15 protein-coding genes, 1 tRNA gene and 1 CRISPR repeat array are annotated in these 16,369 nt (G+C 70.1%); of the genes, 11 read left to right on the top strand and 5 right to left on the bottom strand.

Features of this window, described 5'->3' with window-relative positions:
• Positions 1-12 precede the first annotated feature (12 nt).
• Genes casA through cas2e form a run of 7 tightly spaced genes read left to right on the top strand, consistent with a single transcriptional unit; the run spans position 13 to position 6,456 of the window.
• A complete protein-coding gene (gene casA / locus ACTFAP_RS11185) occupies positions 13-1,569 on the top strand; it encodes a type I-E CRISPR-associated protein Cse1/CasA (protein WP_500468946.1) in 1,557 nt (518 codons plus the stop codon).
• Between the two features lie 50 nt (positions 1,570-1,619).
• A complete protein-coding gene (gene casB, locus ACTFAP_RS11180) occupies positions 1,620-2,354 on the top strand; it encodes a type I-E CRISPR-associated protein Cse2/CasB (RefSeq protein ID WP_500468945.1) in 735 nt (244 codons plus the stop codon).
• A gap of 60 nt (positions 2,355-2,414) precedes the next feature.
• Positions 2,415-3,596, top strand: a complete 1,182-nt coding sequence (gene cas7e, locus ACTFAP_RS11175) for a type I-E CRISPR-associated protein Cas7/Cse4/CasC (protein ID WP_500468944.1) — start codon at positions 2,415-2,417, stop codon at positions 3,594-3,596.
• Positions 3,593-4,456 carry a type I-E CRISPR-associated protein Cas5/CasD gene (gene cas5e, locus ACTFAP_RS11170; protein ID WP_500468943.1) on the top strand — a complete coding sequence of 288 codons (864 nt, stop codon included), beginning with the start codon at positions 3,593-3,595 and terminating at the stop codon, positions 4,454-4,456. The genes cas7e and cas5e overlap by 4 nt, the downstream gene beginning before the upstream one ends.
• The gene (cas6e, locus tag ACTFAP_RS11165; RefSeq protein ID WP_500468942.1) at positions 4,453-5,127 is read left to right on the top strand and encodes a type I-E CRISPR-associated protein Cas6/Cse3/CasE; all 675 of its coding nucleotides are present in this window, start codon (positions 4,453-4,455) and stop codon (positions 5,125-5,127) included. The genes cas5e and cas6e overlap by 4 nt, the downstream gene beginning before the upstream one ends.
• The gene (gene cas1e / locus ACTFAP_RS11160) at positions 5,124-6,122 is read left to right on the top strand and encodes a type I-E CRISPR-associated endonuclease Cas1e (protein WP_500468941.1); all 999 of its coding nucleotides are present in this window, start codon (positions 5,124-5,126) and stop codon (positions 6,120-6,122) included. The genes cas6e and cas1e overlap by 4 nt, the downstream gene beginning before the upstream one ends.
• A 25-nt stretch (positions 6,123-6,147) precedes the next feature.
• Positions 6,148-6,456, top strand: a complete 309-nt coding sequence (cas2e, locus tag ACTFAP_RS11155; protein ID WP_500468940.1) for a type I-E CRISPR-associated endoribonuclease Cas2e — start codon at positions 6,148-6,150, stop codon at positions 6,454-6,456.
• An 18-nt stretch (positions 6,457-6,474) separates the two neighbouring features.
• Positions 6,475-10,406: a CRISPR direct-repeat array (repeat unit 29 nt; unit sequence GTGCTCTCCGCGCGAGCGGAGGTGGGTCG).
• Positions 10,407-10,555: 149 nt separating this feature from the next.
• Here the strand turns inward: cas2e and ACTFAP_RS11150 are convergent.
• Positions 10,556-11,062 (bottom strand): hypothetical protein, encoded by a 507-nt coding sequence (locus ACTFAP_RS11150; RefSeq protein WP_500468939.1) that lies wholly within the window; start codon positions 11,060-11,062, stop codon positions 10,556-10,558.
• A 29-nt stretch (positions 11,063-11,091) separates the two neighbouring features.
• Here ACTFAP_RS11150 and ACTFAP_RS11145 point away from each other — a divergent pair.
• A tRNA-Tyr gene (locus ACTFAP_RS11145) sits at positions 11,092-11,192 on the top strand.
• Between the two features lie 348 nt (positions 11,193-11,540).
• Here the strand turns inward: ACTFAP_RS11145 and ACTFAP_RS11140 are convergent.
• From ACTFAP_RS11140 to ACTFAP_RS11130, 3 genes are read right to left on the bottom strand one after another with little or no spacing between them, the layout of a single operon-like run.
• Entirely contained in the window at positions 11,541-12,575 is a 1,035-nt protein-coding gene (locus ACTFAP_RS11140; RefSeq protein ID WP_500468938.1) for an alpha/beta fold hydrolase, read from the bottom strand.
• Positions 12,576-12,604: 29 nt separating this feature from the next.
• Positions 12,605-13,093 (bottom strand): DinB family protein, encoded by a 489-nt coding sequence (locus ACTFAP_RS11135; RefSeq protein ID WP_500468937.1) that lies wholly within the window; start codon positions 13,091-13,093, stop codon positions 12,605-12,607.
• A 29-nt stretch (positions 13,094-13,122) separates the two neighbouring features.
• Positions 13,123-13,743, bottom strand: a complete 621-nt coding sequence (locus ACTFAP_RS11130; RefSeq protein ID WP_500468936.1) for an SAM-dependent methyltransferase — start codon at positions 13,741-13,743, stop codon at positions 13,123-13,125.
• 105 nt (positions 13,744-13,848) lie between these two features.
• On the opposite strand from ACTFAP_RS11130, the gene ACTFAP_RS11125 reads away from it, so the two are divergent.
• Positions 13,849-14,445 (top strand): helix-turn-helix domain-containing protein, encoded by a 597-nt coding sequence (locus tag ACTFAP_RS11125; protein WP_500468935.1) that lies wholly within the window; start codon positions 13,849-13,851, stop codon positions 14,443-14,445.
• 197 nt (positions 14,446-14,642) lie between these two features.
• On the opposite strand, the gene ACTFAP_RS11120 is transcribed toward ACTFAP_RS11125, so the two are convergent.
• Positions 14,643-15,140: a helix-turn-helix domain-containing protein gene (locus ACTFAP_RS11120; protein WP_495684415.1), complete on the bottom strand. Its 498-nt coding sequence runs from the start codon at positions 15,138-15,140 to the stop codon at positions 14,643-14,645.
• Positions 15,141-15,436: 296 nt separating this feature from the next.
• On the opposite strand from ACTFAP_RS11120, the gene ACTFAP_RS11115 reads away from it, so the two are divergent.
• Positions 15,437-16,135, top strand: coding sequence for a methyltransferase domain-containing protein (locus ACTFAP_RS11115; protein WP_495684414.1), 699 nt, complete (start codon positions 15,437-15,439; stop codon positions 16,133-16,135).
• Positions 16,132-16,302, top strand: a complete 171-nt coding sequence (locus ACTFAP_RS11110) for a hypothetical protein (protein ID WP_500468934.1) — start codon at positions 16,132-16,134, stop codon at positions 16,300-16,302. The genes ACTFAP_RS11115 and ACTFAP_RS11110 overlap by 4 nt, the downstream gene beginning before the upstream one ends.
• Positions 16,303-16,369 lie beyond the last annotated feature (67 nt).

Raw genomic sequence — 16,369 nt, 5'->3', positions numbered from 1 at the left:
AGCCACACCTCCATGAGTACCTATAATTTGTTGGACGAGCAGTGGATCCCCGTGCGATGGGGCGCCAAGGCAGGCGCTCCTCCCTCCAGCGATCTGCCGCTTCGCGTCGGCCTGAAGGAACTGCTGCGGCGCTCCCAGGAGATCGCCGGACTGGCGGTTCCCGAGCCGCCGGCACACGCTGCGCTGCTGCGGATCCTGTACGCGCTCACTGCACGGGTGACCGGGCTGGACCGCGCAGGCACCACCGACTGGGGTGAGCGGCGCGAGACGGTTCAGGACGCGGGCTGCCTGCCGCTGAACGGCATCGACGAGTACGTCAGTCGGTACCATCACCGGTTCTACGTGTTCGATCCGGGCGGCGGGCGACCGTGGATGCAGGACGCACGGCTGGCGACACAGTGTGACCCGAAGAAGTCCGCCGGGGTCAACAAGCTGATCGTCACCCGCCCCTCAGGCAACAACCACGCCTGGTTCCGGCACGGCACCGACGCCTCCCCGGACCTCCCGGGGGCCCCCGAGGCCGTGATGAATCTGCTGATCTGGCATTACTGGGGTCCGTCGGGACGCTGCTCGGCTCGTGAGGTGAACGGGAAGTCCAGTGCCAACACCGCAGCGGGGCCTCTGCGGACAGCGCTGTCCTACCACCCCGAGGGCGAAAACCTCTTCGAAACGCTGCTGGCTGGACTGTTGCCGCCCTCCACCTCCGTCAATCCCGATGAGGATCAGTGCCCTTGGGAGTGGGAGGACATGCCGGACCCCGCCGGTGAGCCCCGCCTGCCCAAGGGCCCCTGCTCCCGGTGGACCGCGTGCTCTCAGCACGCCCTGCTCCTGGTCCAGGACGAGGAAGACCCGGAACTCGTGCGTGACGCGTTCATCACCTGGGCGTATCGCACCGGGCGTATTCCGCGGGGCGACGCCTACCTGATCTGGCAGACGAGCCAGCAGAACAACCCCTACCCTCGCCCGGCCGATTCACGGCGGGCTCTGTGGCGGGATCTGGACGCGCTGCTTCTGCATCATCCCGTGGGTTCGGCTCAGCCCAAGCACCCCAGGGTGTTCGACTCCGCTGCCGAGGTCTCGGAAGATCTGCGGGTGCGGGCCCTGGGATTCGAGCAGGACGGCCAGGCCCGCGACGTCCAGTTCGTCGACGCCTCGACCCCTCCGGTGCTGGGCTTCGTCGAGGCCAAGTCCCCGCAGACCGCGCCGGCTGTTGCCACGCTGCGCCAGCTCGGCGAACGGTACGGGTTCCGACTGCGGCGAGCGGTGAGGCAAGCCTGGGCCGCCTACCGCGAGGACCCGAAGGCGAAGGCTGACACCTGGGTGAAGGAAGCAGAGGCTCGCTACTGGCCCGGTGCCGAGGAAGAGTTCTGGGCTCGCTTCCGCCGCCTGGACCAGACAGGGCAGGTGCTGAACGCCGGACTCGACGAGGCGGCGGCGCGACGGGCATTCCTGAGGATCGCCGAGGACGCCTATGACACGGTCACCCGCACCGTGGTCCGGACCCAACGCGGTGCCAGGGCTGTGGCCGATGCCCGGCTCCTTCTCCGCCGCCCCGGCCAGAGCACGTAGCCGATGCAGTCCGCGATGACTTCCCCGAGATCCGCGAAGGAGTATCCACGATGACGACACCCCTCACCGTTTCCGGCAACCCGCCCGCTCCGCGTCAGATGCGCTTGCGCTACACCTCCTGGATTGCCGAGAGGTGCCGGGATGACCCCGGGATGCGCAGGCAGCTCGCAGGCGGGCTTCGGATGCCACTGGACCACAAGCGTGTCCAGCCAATGCACCGCTACGTCACCAGGTGGCTCCCCAAGGGCGCTTCCGATGAAGAGCAGCGGGCGTACTACACGGTGGCCGCTCTGATCGCGGCCCAGCCCCGTATTCGGCGAGGCACGGATGAAGAATCCGTGCCGGCTGCCGACAGCGGATCGCAGGACCCGGACCAGCACGCGGACGCCGACGGGGCCGCCGCTCTCTCCACTGCCCCCGCCAAGTCGGCGCCCTACGGTCAGAGCCTTGGCAGTGCCTTCGCACACGCGGCCATCGACGCACCAGCACGCGAACGTCTCATGCGCACCGAGACCGCAGAACGGACTCTGCACCTGCTGACCCGGCAGAGCACCAACGGCCTCCACCGGCATCTGCCCGCAGCCGTGCTGTACCTGCGGGACCTGGACGTTCCCGTGGACTGGGCGCAACTGCTCCAGGACCTCATCAGGTGGCCAACGCAGTCCGGCCGGATCTCCCGTCGCTGGCTCCAGGACTTTCACCGCCTGCGCACCCGGGAAGAGGAACGCCTGAACGAAGAGAAGGACGAGCAGCAGGTCCCCGATCCCGGCGACGCCGAGGACTGACGTTCCGCTCCGCCGTCACCAGCTCCGTACAACCCCATCCGCGTCTCCAGGGAGAGCACAGTGATTCAGCCTGCCCGCTTCATCGATATCCACCTTCTCCAGTCGGTTCCGTTCGCCAATTTGAACCGTGATGATCTCAATAGTGTGAAAAGCGTGCAGTATGGCAATGTTCTGCGTACGCGTGTGAGCAGCCAGTCCTGGAAGAGGGCGGCCCGTGAACTGTTCCAGGAGCGCATCGGGCAGGAAGCCGTGCGCACTCGCCGGATCGGCGAACGGGTCACCCGGGAGCTGGAGAGCCGGGGCTGGCCCACCGATCTCGCCCAGCGGGCGGGCGCCCACGCGGCTGCAGGCAGCAGCATCAAGTTCGAACTCGCCAAGGACCGCGAGAACCCGAAGCAGACCGTTCCCAACAAGGTCCTCACCAACGCCATGGTCTACGTGCCCGAAGCGGCCGTCAGCGATCTGGCCGACCTCGCCGCCGAGCACCGCGATGCCCTGGAAGCGGCCAAGGACATCAAGAAGCCGGCAGACAAGAGCGTCCTGCCCAAGGACCGCATCGAGGCGATCCTGCGTTCCCGCAACGGTGTCATCAACCTGTTCGGCCGGATGCTCGCCGAGGTCGACGACGCCGGCGTCGACGGCGCCCTCCAGGTCGCGCACGCGCTCACCACCCACGAAACGGACGTCGAACTCGACTACTTCTCCGCCGTCGACGACGTCACCGCCGCCTGGGACGACAGCACCGGAAGCGGCCACATGGGGCACGCCGAATTCAGCGCCGGCACCTTCTACCGCTTCGCCACGGTCGATCTGCGCGACCTCGCCGCGAACATCGGCGACGACGAACGGGCCGCCCGTGAATTGGTGACCGCGTTCCTCGGGTCCTTCATCGAATCGCTGCCCCAGGCCAAGAAGAACTCCACCGCGGCCCACACCATCCCGGGCCTCGTCCACCTGGCCGTCCGCTCCGACCGCCCGCTGTCCTTCGCCGCCGCGTTCGAGAAGCCCGTTCGTTCCGCGCGCGGTGGCGGCTTCGAAGCCCCCTCCGTCAAACACCTCGATGACTACGCGCTGAAGGCGAACACCCTCCTCGGAACGGGACGGATCCTCACCAGCGGCTGGGCCAGCCCGGAACACACAGAGCTGGAAGGCCTGGGCACGAAGCACAACGCATTCGACGATCTCATCGCCGCCGCCGTGAACACGGCCCTGAACCAGGACACCACCGGGGCCACCGCGTGACCACCGACAACACGCGGAAGACAACGACAGGCCCCGGGCTGCTGCTGCGCCTTTCCGGCCCTCTTCAGTCCTGGGGCGAGCACAGCCACTACAACGACCGTGACACCGCACGCTTTCCCACCCGGTCCGGAGTCATCGGGCTGCTGGCCGCCGCGCTGGGACGCCGCCGAGGAGAACCACTGGACGATCTCGTCCGCCTCTCCCTGACCGTGCGCGCAGACCGGCCCGGCGTCGTCCTGACGGACTTCCACACCGTCGGCGGTGGCCTGCCGCCCAGCGGTACGGTCACCACGGCCGAGGGCAAGAAGCGCAGCGGCGGCACAGGAACCCTGGTCACCCGCCGTGACTACCTGGCCGACGCCGCCTTCACCGTCGCCATCACCGGCACGGACAACACCCAGGACACCGAGACCCTGTCCCGCTGTGCCCGCGCGCTGTGCTCCCCACAATGGCCGCTCTACCTCGGACGCCGCTCTTGTCCGCCGGAAGGCCCCGTACTCCTGGGCCTGACCGGCGACCCTCTCCGGCACCTCATCTCCCTTCCATTGGCTGCCAATCCCCCGAAGTCACAGTCACGCGTGGGAGTCGAGTTCCTCTCCGACCAGCCCCTGGACCGCCTCCCCGTCCCGGACGAGCTGACCACACCCGACAGCCACGATGCCTCCCATCCGTCCGGCAAGGTGAAGGACGACCCCCTGACCTTCCACGCACGGCAGCGCGCCTACCGAGAGCGCGACTTGTACCGGCGGACCCTGCTGCTGCCCGAAACGCAGTACGCAGGAATGGGCACCCAGCAGCTCACCCGCCTCGCGGACTACCTCCGCGACCACCTCGACGGCCCGGAAGGGAGCCTCACGTGACCCTCTGGCTGACACGCATCGTCCCCAACCCGCACTTCGTCGACGCCCAGCGCGAAGTCCACCGCAAGGATGGCGGCATCCGGCTGCACCGCCGCCTCATGTCTCTCTTCCCCGACCACGCCGGTGAGGACGCCCGAGCCCACTACGGAGTGCTCTTCCGCACGGAGAACACCCCCGCCGGCACCCACCTACTGCTCCAGAGCACGCACGAGCCCGACCTCAGCCGCCTCCCCGAGGAGTACGGAACGGCCATCACCCGCTCCCTGGAGCCCTTGCTGAACGCCGTGCGCGCCGGACTCCCGGTTCGCTACCGCTGCGTCGCCAACCCGATCCGCAAGCCCGGCGCCACCACCCGCGCCCTCTACAACCTGCCCGCCGTCGTCCCCCTCACCGGCGACGCGGCGGACGACTGGTGGAACCGTCAGGCCGAGGCTGCTGGACTGAAACCCCTGACCCTCAACGCCGTGCCGCTCGACACCGTTCACGGCCGACGAGGTACGCACGGGCCGGCCGCAGAACAGGTCATCCGGCACGCCCGTACCCAGTTCGAAGGCACCGCCACCATCACCGACCCCAACCTGCTCCGCACCAAGATCACCCACGGCATCGGCCGCGGCAAACCCTACGGATGCGGACTCCTGAGCATCGCCCCCGCCAAGGCCGCCGGATGAAGCGCACCACCACACCCGAACCACGCCGGCACACCCCCACCGAAGCCCGCCGCAGACTCGCCGCGCCCACCCTCGCCATGCTGCCCCGCATGGCGGACTCACTGTCCTTCCTCTACCTCGACGTCGTCCGCATCCACCAGGACGACACCGGCGTCCGCGCGGAGATCACCACACAAGAACGGGGCGCAGAGAGCGTCTACATCCCCACCGCCGCCCTCAGCTGCGTCCTCCTCGGGCCCGGAACCTCCATCACCTCCCGCGCACTGGCCACCTTCGCCCGGCACGGAACCACCGTGCTGATCACGGGCTCCGGCGGCGTACGGTGCTACGCCGCAACCACGCCCGGCTCCCTCACCACGCTCTGGCTCGAACGACAGGTCCGGGCATGGGCTGACGACGAGAAGCGTCTGGCCGTCGCACGCCGGATGTACGAACTCCGTTTCGGCCCGGGATCCGTCACCGAGGGCGCAACATACAACCAACTGCGCGGCATGGAAGGTGCCCGGGTCAAGGCCCATTACCAGTTGCTGGCCCGCCAGTACAAGATCGGCCGATTCCGTCGCTCCTACGACCCCGACTCCTGGGACAGCCAGGACCCCGTCAACCTCGCTCTCTCCTCAGCCAACAGCTGCCTCTACGGCATCGTCCACGCGGCCATCCTCGCCCTTGGCTGCTCGCCGGCCCTCGGCTACATCCACAGCGGGAACCAGCAGTCCCTCGTCTATGACCTGGGTGACCTTTACAAGGCCGAACTCACCATCCCGTTGGCCTTTTCCCTGCACGACTCGACCAACCCTGAAGCCGAAGCACGCCGCTCCTTCCGCAACGGCCTGCGCCTCTTCAAACTGCTGCCGCGCATCGTGACCGACCTCCAGCAACTCCTCGACCCGGAGAACGCTTACGAAACGCCAGACCCCGAGGAAGAGCTCGTCGACCTGTGGGACCCCGTCACGGGAATCGTCCCAGGGGGCGTAAACCACGGAACGGCAACATGACCGCTCAGATTAGAGGTCGTGACACATGTCGTCCATGATCGTCATCTCTGCCACAGCCGTCCCCGATCACCTTCGCGGGGCGCTGGCCCGCTGGCTCCTCGAAGTCACACCGGAGCTGTATGCCGGCACAGTCTCCGCCCGCGTGCGCGACGAACTCTGGGCAGCCGTCACCGCCACCATCGGCGACGGCCACGCTGTCCTCATCCATCCGGAGAACAACGAACAGGGCTTCACCCTCCGCACAGCAGGAACCCGACGCCGCAATCCCATGGACTTCGACGGCCTCACCCTCATCGCCTTCCAGAAAGGTCAAGAAACGGCAAAGCCCTCCTAGAAGCCCAGGTCAAAAAGGGTGCTCTCCGCGCGAGCGGAGGTGGGTCGGAGTTGTCGCGGATCCTGCGGCAGGGGACAGCGTGCTCTCCGCGCGAGCGGAGGTGGGTCAGTAGACCTGTCCGAGCGCATCGCCCAGGAGCCGGTGCTCTCCGCGCGAGCGGAGGTGGGTCGCCTGATCTCGAAGCCGTCGCGGTGGCGCAGCAGTGCTCTCCGCGCGAGCGGAGGTGGGTCGCAATAAACTGCCGAAAAAAATGAGTTGAGCACGTGCTCTCCGCGCGAGCGGAGGTGGGTCGGTGAGCCTCTGCTCGGGCGTGAGGTCGGCGATGTGCTCTCCGCGCGAGCGGAGGTGGGTCGACTGTCCGGGCGGGATCAGCCCTTCGTCCTGGGTGCTCTCCGCGCGAGCGGAGGTGGGTCGACAGCTCATCGACGAACGCCTCCCAGTTCTCGGTGCTCTCCGCGCGAGCGGAGGTGGGTCGGCCCCGCAGGTCTACAGGTTGCTCAAGGGCGGGTGCTCTCCGCGCGAGCGGAGGTGGGTCGGATCTCGTAGCGGAGGCGCTTGGAAACGGCCAGTGCTCTCCGCGCGAGCGGAGGTGGGTCGCGTACCCCCACTTCTACCGGCGCCCGTCTGCGGTGCTCTCCGCGCGAGCGGAGGTGGGTCACCATCAAACGCGTCACGGGCGAGGTGTGGGACGTGCTCTCCGCGCGAGCGGAGGTGGGTCGTACGAGCGGATCAGCTCACCCGCAACGCCGTCGTGCTCTCCGCGCGAGCGGAGGTGGGTCGCAGCACTCGGACAATGCCGCCTGCTTCGGCATGTGCTCTCCGCGCGAGCGGAGGTGGGTCGGCGATCCAGGAACTCGTCGACGTTCACGGCTCGTGCTCTCCGCGCGAGCGGAGGTGGGTCGACCAGGTTGACCAGCAGGAACAGCCCGGAGAGGTGCTCTCCGCGCGAGCGGAGGTGGGTCACCGAGCTGGCAACCGCCATCGGGAGCGAGGTCGTGCTCTCCGCGCGAGCGGAGGTGGGTCGACGGTGGGGCGACCTCACCACCTGGCCCGGCTGTGCTCTCCGCGCGAGCGGAGGTGGGTCGTCCTCGCAGTCGTGCAGCGAGAAGGTGACCTCGTGCTCTCCGCGCGAGCGGAGGTGGGTCGGGTACATGGACCATGACGAGTTCGCCGGGGCGGTGCTCTCCGCGCGAGCGGAGGTGGGTCGCGCGCCAGGCGGTACGCGATATCCGAGCGTGCGTGCTCTCCGCGCGAGCGGAGGTGGGTCGCAGATCGACCCGTACCGGCGTGGGAGCCGCACGTGCTCTCCGCGCGAGCGGAGGTGGGTCGTTCGCAGCGTGGGACTCGATCGCCTTGGCCCAGTGCTCTCCGCGCGAGCGGAGGTGGGTCATCCCGGTCCAAAGCAGGCAAGGGGCGCCGGGAGTGCTCTCCGCGCGAGCGGAGGTGGGTCGGTGATGTCGCCCTGCCTCGGGTCGATGAACTCGTGCTCTCCGCGCGAGCGGAGGTGGGTCGATATATCCCCAGGTCATCCCCACCCTGACGACGTGCTCTCCGCGCGAGCGGAGGTGGGTCGCGCTCTGTACTACGTCGTTCCCGAAGGGAGAGGTGCTCTCCGCGCGAGCGGAGGTGGGTCGCCCAGTTCACCGGCGAAGGCCGGGAAGACATGGTGCTCTCCGCGCGAGCGGAGGTGGGTCCTTCCTCGCTTGCCCCTTTGCCACCTTGGCCGCGTGCTCTCCGCGCGAGCGGAGGTGGGTCGGCGCCGCAGACCGTGACGTGCGTGGCGGCGTGGTGCTCTCCGCGCGAGCGGAGGTGGGTCGGCGCCGCAGACCGTGACGTGCGTGGCGGCGTGGTGCTCTCCGCGCGAGCGGAGGTGGGTCGCTGTGCAGGTCTCGCCCCTCCGCAATAGCGCGGTGCTCTCCGCGCGAGCGGAGGTGGGTCGCGCCTGATGCGAGGGCAGGCGTAGCACTTCTCGTGCTCTCCGCGCGAGCGGAGGTGGGTCGACGGCGAGGACGTTGGCCTTGCGGTCCGGGGTGTGCTCTCCGCGCGAGCGGAGGTGGGTCGACGCATCGGCGGCGCTTCCGCGCGGCCGTGCTGTGCTCTCCGCGCGAGCGGAGGTGGGTCGTGCAGCACCCTGTTCCCCGGCGTCACTCGCGCGTGCTCTCCGCGCGAGCGGAGGTGGGTCGCCGGCGGGCAGGGTGAGCTGGACCTCGACGCCGTGCTCTCCGCGCGAGCGGAGGTGGGTCGACGTGGGCGGTGTCGATGGAGCCGTGGCCGAAGTGCTCTCCGCGCGAGCGGAGGTGGGTCGTTCGTGGGGTTGCCCGGTGGACGAGGACTACGGTGCTCTCCGCGCGAGCGGAGGTGGGTCGCGGTGCCGCGGATGCCAGGGCCAGCAACTGGTGTGCTCTCCGCGCGAGCGGAGGTGGGTCGGACGTCTCCGACGCCGACGCCTACAACCCGCGGTGCTCTCCGCGCGAGCGGAGGTGGGTCGACGGCGCTGCGGTCCGAGGGCACGCAGAACGAGTGCTCTCCGCGCGAGCGGAGGTGGGTCGGCTGTCGAAAACGTCCGTGACAACACCGCCGAGTGCTCTCCGCGCGAGCGGAGGTGGGTCGCTGCGCCCACTGCATCATCCGGTAGCTCACCAGTGCTCTCCGCGCGAGCGGAGGTGGGTCGATGCCCCCGGGGGGCAACCCGGGGGCGGTGTCGTGCTCTCCGCGCGAGCGGAGGTGGGTCGCGGAGCGGGAGTTCGGCAGGGTCAGGGGATGTGTGCTCTCCGCGCGAGCGGAGGTGGGTCGCGGACCTCGCCGGGCACGAGCCGGTCTACACGGTGCTCTCCGCGCGAGCGGAGGTGGGTCGAGGACTGGAGCCAGGAGCCCCAGGAGGAGACCGTGCTCTCCGCGCGAGCAGAGGTGGGTCGCGTTGGTGTGCGCTGACGGTGGTGGAGACGGAGTGCTCTCCGCGCGAGCGGAGGTGGGTCGACCGGCTACATCGACCACTGCCACGCCGTCCGGTGCTCTCCGCGCGAGCGGAGGTGGGTCGAACAACGTTGGCCCCCCCCGGGACAGATGTGGGTGCTCTCCGCGCGAGCGGAGGTGGGTCGGAGAGCAGCAGCAGGCGGTAGCCGGAGTGGTGGTGCTCTCCGCGCGAGCGGAGGTGGGTCGATGACTGCGGCGTTCGTCTCGTGCGCCATCATGTGCTCTCCGCGCGAGCGGAGGTGGGTCGTTCGCCGTGTCGCAGGACGACGAGGGGCCGGGTGCTCTCCGCGCGAGCGGAGGTGGGTCGGTGCGGCCGTCGGTGTGCTGGAGCAGGTAGGAGTGCTCTCCGCGCGAGCGGAGGTGGGTCGAGCGACCGGGCCGCGGCGAGGGTGTGGGTGAGGTGCTCTCCGCGCGAGCGGAGGTGGGTCGGCGGTCAGCGGCGCCACCGGCGACGAGTTCGCGTGCTCTCCGCGCGAGCGGAGGTGGGTCGTGACCATGCACTACTTCGAGGCCCCCGACTACGTGCTCTCCGCGCGAGCGGAGGTGGGTCGAACAACGTTGGCCCCCCCGGGACAGATGTGGGTGCTCTCCGCGCGAGCGGAGGTGGGTCGCCGCCCTGTGCGGCGACCAGGTCGCCGGGTGGGTGCTCTCCGCGCGAGCGGAGGTGGGTCCCACCTGATCCGCCGCACCCCCGTACCGGTCGTGTGCTCTCCGCGCGAGCGGAGGTGGGTCGCTGAAGATCCGGAGCCCGTCCGTCGTGGCCCGGTGCTCTCCGCGCGAGCGGAGGTGGGTCGGAGCCGGATATAGCCCGCCTCTATGGAGCTGGGTGCTCTCCGCGCGAGCGGAGGTGGGTCGCCGGGCCAGCACCCGGCCTGGGTCTGGTGGCAGTGCTCTCCGCGTGAGCGGAGGTGGGTCGGGCCAGTAACCATCCGGATTCCCTACAGGGTGGCGCTCTCCGCGCGAACGGAGGTTGGTCGCCCTGCCCAACAGATACGGGTGCCGCTACCGCCTGATCTCCGTGCGAGTACAGAGATCGGGCGGCACGAGCTTCACGAGACGAGCTCATGTCTGGTCGTTGCACAGTGGACTTTTTGTCCAAGGGCCACATCCGAAGTGTCCTGGCCATTCACCACAGGACAAGTGGGCGGCCGTCAGCCTGCACCGTCCCGATAAGCATGCCGATAGTGTCTGCGGGTTCGCCAGCTGTGCGGGCGGCGCGGATTGCCTTGGCGATGGCTCGGGATCTTGCTGCGGGGCCTCGGGTGTCGGCGAGGGGGCTGTGGGGGTTGTGGCGGCGGATTGACCATTCGGTTCGGTTTTGGGCTTTGGTGCCGGGGCGGAGGTGGGTGGGGTTGACGCAGCCGGCTTCGTCGCATTGGTGGCAGAGGACGAGGTCGGTGGTGGTGGGTGGGCCGTGGTGGAGGTGGTAGGCGAAGAGGTGGGCGGGGATGGTGCCTCGGCGGGTGGGGCCGGGGAGGGTACCGGCGCGGAAGCTGCCGTGGCCGGTTGAGGAGATCGCGCCGAGCCAGTGCCAGCAGGCCGTGGGGGAGGGGCGGTAGCGCTTCTTCTCGAAGCGGGCCAGGACGGTTGGGTCGGTCAGCCAGGTGTGCCAGAGCGTGGTGGAGATGGGCATTCCGGTGCCTGTGGGGTGGGTGTGGGGTGGGAGGCGCCAGGGCCCAAGAACTGCCTGGTCAGGGGCATTTCGGCGGCAGACTGTAAATCTGCCGGCTCAGCCTTCCCAGGTTCGAATCCTGGCGCCGCCACACTGGGTGAGAGTGGCCCCCGACCAGCGGAAACGCGGTCGGGGGCTTACTTGTTGGAGCACTCAGACGGGATCGGCCAAATAGGCTCTATTTCCCGTTCTGTCCCGCTGGAATCCACTTCTTGTCCGCTGCGTGTGGACTATGCGTGGACGGGAGACGGGGTGCCGAGCGGGCCTGTCCCCCCTGCTGGAACCAGTCGCTGATGCGGCGGTTGGCGTCGTCGTCGGTGTCGTGGATGACGCGGGCGTAGACCCGGAGCAGCACCTCGACGCTGTGGCCGGCACGCCGGGCGATGCCCGCGCTGAGTTGCCCGGAGAGCCCGGTGGTGCGGCGCTTGGGCCGGCGGCATTACGACCGGGTGCCGCCGAGGAAGCGCAGCAACTCCTCCGTGACGAATCCAGGGTTCTCCTCGACCAGCCAGTGGCCGGCCCGGGGCACGTCCACGGCCCGCACGATGTTGGTCATGTGCCCCGCCACGGTGGAGCGCACGCCCTCGAGCTGCCCCTGTGCCGTCATGAGCAGGGCCGGGGTCTCCACCGGTGCGGCCGCTTCGGTGTCGGCGGCGTCCTGGTCGAGGCTGCGGTAGAGCTCGAAGCCGCCCGACAGGACTTCGGGCCGGCTGTAGGTGCGCGCGTATTCGTCGATCTCCTCGTCGCTGAACGGGGATTGTTGCGCGGTGCCGCCGAACGATGATCCCTCGTAGGCGACCTGGGGGTAGAACAGTTCCAGGTAGTCGCGGACGTTGTCCCCGACGACGGCCTCGGGGACGCGGGGCTGGGAGTGGAAGGCGATGTGCCAGCTCAGTGAGCGGTACGCGGCGCCGTCCAGCGCGGGCCCGGGCAGCGGCAGGTCGAGGTAGCCGAGGAGTTCGGTGTCCTGGGGGAACTGGGCGGCGTATTGGAAGGCGACCGCGGCGCCGAGGTCGTGTCCGACGACCCGGGCGTCACGCACGCCGAGCTGCTCGGCGATCAGTGTGTGCACGTACCGTGCCAGGGTGGCCTTGTCGTAACCGGTCGGCGAGCCGGTGCTGTCGCCCAGGCCGGGGAGGTCGACGGCGTAGACGGTGTGGTGCTCGGCGAGTTCCGGCATGATCTCCCACCAGCTGTACCAGGTCTGCGGCCAGCCGTGCAGCAGTACTACCGGCGGGCCGCTCCCGCCCTTGACGTAGTGCATGCGGACGTCCTCGACGTCGGCGAACTCGTGCTGGAAGGTGCCGGTGAACTCCGGGTCGTCGTGGGTGGCGGCGGCGTGGGCGGGGACGCCGGCGTCCTGCGTGGCGCAGGCGGTGGCACCGGTCGTCAGCGCGAAGGCGAGCGCGGTGGCGGCCAGGGTGCGTGTGAGGCGGGACGGGCGGCGGCTGAAGCGTCGTTCTGCGGGGGTCATGTGTCCTGTGATTCTGGTGCGGTCGTGGGTCAGCGTCCGGTGGTGCCGTCGGTCAGCTCGCGCAGGATGTCCGCGTGCCCGGCGTGGCGGCCGGTCTCCTCGATCATGTGGACGAGTGCCCAGCGGATGCTGGGAGCGGGTCCGCGCGTCCGCGCGCGGGGTACGGGCGCGCCGAGGCCGGTGCACGCGTCGAGGACGGCGTCGGCGCGCGCGACGGTCTCCCGGTAGCGGGCGACGACATCGGCCACGCTGTCCGCGGCGGGGGCGTCGAAGGTCGCCTGCCAGTCGGCGACCTCCTCGCCGAGGAACGTGGCCCGCTCGACGGCGGTGAGGTGGTGGAGCAGGCCGAGCAGATTCGTGCCCGAGGGCGTTCTGTACGTGCGGACCTGCGGTTCGGGAGCGCCCTCGACCTTCGCGGCGATCGAGTCACGCAGGTAGCCGAGGAATCCGCGCAGGACCTCGGTCTCACTGCTTCCGGTGCGGGGCGGCGGGGTGTCGCGGCGGTGGGCGGCGGGCATCGTGCCTTCTCTCGGTGGGCCGGGCAGGTTCAGCCGGCGCGGCGGATGACCAGTACGTGGTCGGTGACCTCGGCCGTCTGCCCTTCGGGGCCGGTGGCGGTCCGGCGGGGCGCGGCGGCACGCTCGACCGCCCATGTCCCCGCGTCCAGGGCGATGCCGGCGGCGACCTCCCGCGGGGACGGGAAGCGGGCGTCCTGCTCCCATGACCAGGGAGCGGCCGAGCCGTGGTCGACGACCAGCAGCCGCCCGCCCGGGCGCAGGGCGTGCGCGGCCGTACGCAGCACGGCCGCTTTGTCCAGGTCGAAGGGGGTGTGCAGGTAGTGGGCGCAGACGAGGTCGAACGTGCCGCCGGGGAAGGTCTCGCGCAGGTCGTGCCGCTCGGCCGCGATGCGCCCGGCCAGTCCGTGCGAGGCGGCGAGGCCGGCAAGGCGCCCGACCGCCACGGCCGACACGTCGACGGCGGTGACCCGCCACCCCTGACGGGCGAGCCAGAGCGCGTCACCGCCCTCGCCGCACCCCAGGTCCAGCGCGGTGCCGGGCGGCAGACCGCTGACCGTCTCGGTGAGCGTGGCGTTCGGCTGCGGATCGGCGGGTGCCGGGCGGCCCGCGTACAGGCCGTTCCAGAACGCGACCGGATCAGTGGTGCTCATCGAGCGCTCCTTCTTCGTCTCTTGCCGTTGCGGGGAACGCGGCCCACTCTTGCCCGGCCCGTCGTGAATTGGCACGCCATCTTGCAGTTCCTGCAAGATGGCGTGATGAACGGTGAACCGGAGGACGCGCTCGGCTCCGTGGGGCCCCGGCTGCGGGCGCTGCGCCGCGAACGCGGCATCACCCTGGCCGCACTCGCGGAAGTGACCGGGGTCTCGGAGAGCACCCTGTCCCGGCTGGAGAGCGGGCGCCGCCGGGTGACCCTGGAACTGCTGCTCCCGCTGGCCCGCACCTACGACGTCCCCCTGGATGACCTCGTCGGCGCCCCGCGCACCGGCGATCCCCGCATCCACCTGAAGCCGATCCGGCGGTTCGGCATGGTGTTCGTGCCGCTGTCCCGCCGGCCGGGTGGCACCCAGGCCTTCAAGATGATCATCCCGGCGAGCCCGGAACCGCTGGTGCCGACGCCGCAGACCCACGAGGGGTCCGAATGGCTGTACGTGCTCAACGGGCGGCTGCGGCTGCTGGTCGGTGAGCGCGACCTGGTCCTGTCATCCGGCGAGGCGGCCGAATTCGACACGGCACTGCCCCACTGGCTGGGCAGCGCGGACGGCGGCGCGGTCGAACTCCTCGTCCTGTTCGGTCCGCAGGGGACACGTGCGCACCTGCGCGCCGGTCCCGGCCGGGCACCACAGGAGACGTGAACCAGGGGCCGTGGCATTCCGCCCGGTGGAGGCTTCGGGCGGGCTCGCCGGTTCCTGGCGGGCGGTGGACGTGCGGGCGTACCCGATCCGGATCGGCGCTCGGTGCGGGGCGCGGGCACAGCGGCGACTGGCCTTGGACGCTTGCCCGTCGGCTCGTTGCGCCGGGCCTGGGCGGGGGTTGCCGCCGTACGCCGTCGTCAGGGCCGGTTCGGGTCGGAGTGCACCACCATGAAGAGCGACCAGGCGGGCGCGGCCGGGTCGTCCGGGCGGGCGGCGAACTCGTCCAGCAGATCCTTGAGCCGGGTGCGGAACTCCTCCATCTGTGGCGGTGGCAGGCGCAGCGCCATCCTGGTGCCCTCGGCCTGGGCCTCGGGGACGAGGGCGAGTTCCTCCAGGAACGCGTCGATCATCGGCCGGTCCAGCGCGGGTCCTTCGAGGTGCCAGCTCTTGTGCGTCGTCAGATACGGGATCTCCCGTGCGCCGCGCGCGCCGCGCCGTTCTTCCTGCGCCTCCAGGAATCCGGTACGGACCAGCGTTCTGGTGTGGTGCAGCACGCTGGCCGGGTCTCGGCCGAGGATCGCCGCGATCTCCTTGTTCGTGTGTGGCTTCCGTACGCAGATGCGCATGATGCGCAGGCGGAGGGCGGAGGCGAGTGCCTTCGCCTCCGCGTCGGTAGCCGGCCGGCGTTCGGTCATGACCAGCAGCGTACTGAAGAGCGGGCAGCCCGGGGAAGGGCCGGACACGAGTGATTGACAAAACCCAATCACTCGTTCAGGGTTTCGCTGTGCCCTTCGCAGCCCGGGGATCCGCGGATCTCCCGCCACGCCCACCGTGGCCCGAACGAACGAGGTCAACCATGTCGAACCGCCCCGGAACCACCGGCGGGACCGCCGCTCCCGAAAGCCCCGCAGAACACGCGGATGTCCCATCGAACCGGCAGACGGCGTCCTGGGTCAGTCCCGTCGAGGCGCCTCCGGGGCCCGGGGAGAGGGTGAACGACTACGACAGTTTCGCCGAGGCGTACGCGGCCGGGAACGAGACCAGCCTGCTCAACGCCTACTACGCGCGCCCCGCGATCGTGGACCTGGCCGGCGACGTGGCGGGCCGCCGCATCCTCGACGCCGGCTGCGGCGCCGGCCCCGTGGCCGCAGACCTGCGCGAGCGGGGCGCCGTCGTCGCCGGCTTCGACTCCAGCGCCGGGATGCTGGCGCTGGCCCGGCGGCGGCTCGGCGACGGCGTGGTGCTGGAACGCGCCGAACTGGGCGGCCCGCTGCCCTTCACCGACGCCGAGTTCGACGACGTCGTCGCCTCCCTGGTCCTGCACTACCTGGAGGACTGGACGACGGCCCTGGCGGAACTGCGGCGCGTGCTGAAGCCCGGCGGCCGCCTCATCGGGTCCATCCACCACCCCTTCGTCCAGCACATGACGGCACCGCCCGGAACCGACTACTTCGCGATCCGCCCCACCTCCCAGTGGTGGGAACTCGGCGGCACCAAGCACCTGATGACCTTCTGGGACCGGCCGCTGCACGCGATCACCGACGCGTTCACCGCAGCCGGCTTCCGGATCGACGTCCTGAGTGAACCGGCCCCGGGGCCCGGCGCCCGCGAACGGTTTCCCGAGATCTTCGAGCAGCGGGAGTCGGGCAGGTTCGCGTGCTTCCTGTTCTTCGTCCTCACGAAGGCATGACCTCCGCCCGCAGGTGCGGGCCGTCGGCTCAGGAGCCGGCGGCCCGCACCCGCAGGCTCGGCCAGCTCCGCCAGGCTCAGCAGGCCGGGGAACTCAGCCCCGCCCGGGACCCGGCCGACGTCCTCGCCCTGGTCAACCAGATCGCCACTACGTGGGCAGCGGTCTGAGGAGCACCGGTTACTGGCAAGGGACCCGCACACAACGGGGTACGTCCGCCACCGCTCCGCGAGCGAT

The sequence above is a fragment of the Streptomyces sp. PH9007 genome (assembly GCF_059813725.1).
Note: the sequence above shows the minus strand (reverse complement) of the source record. Positions and strands in the feature narration are given on the sequence as shown.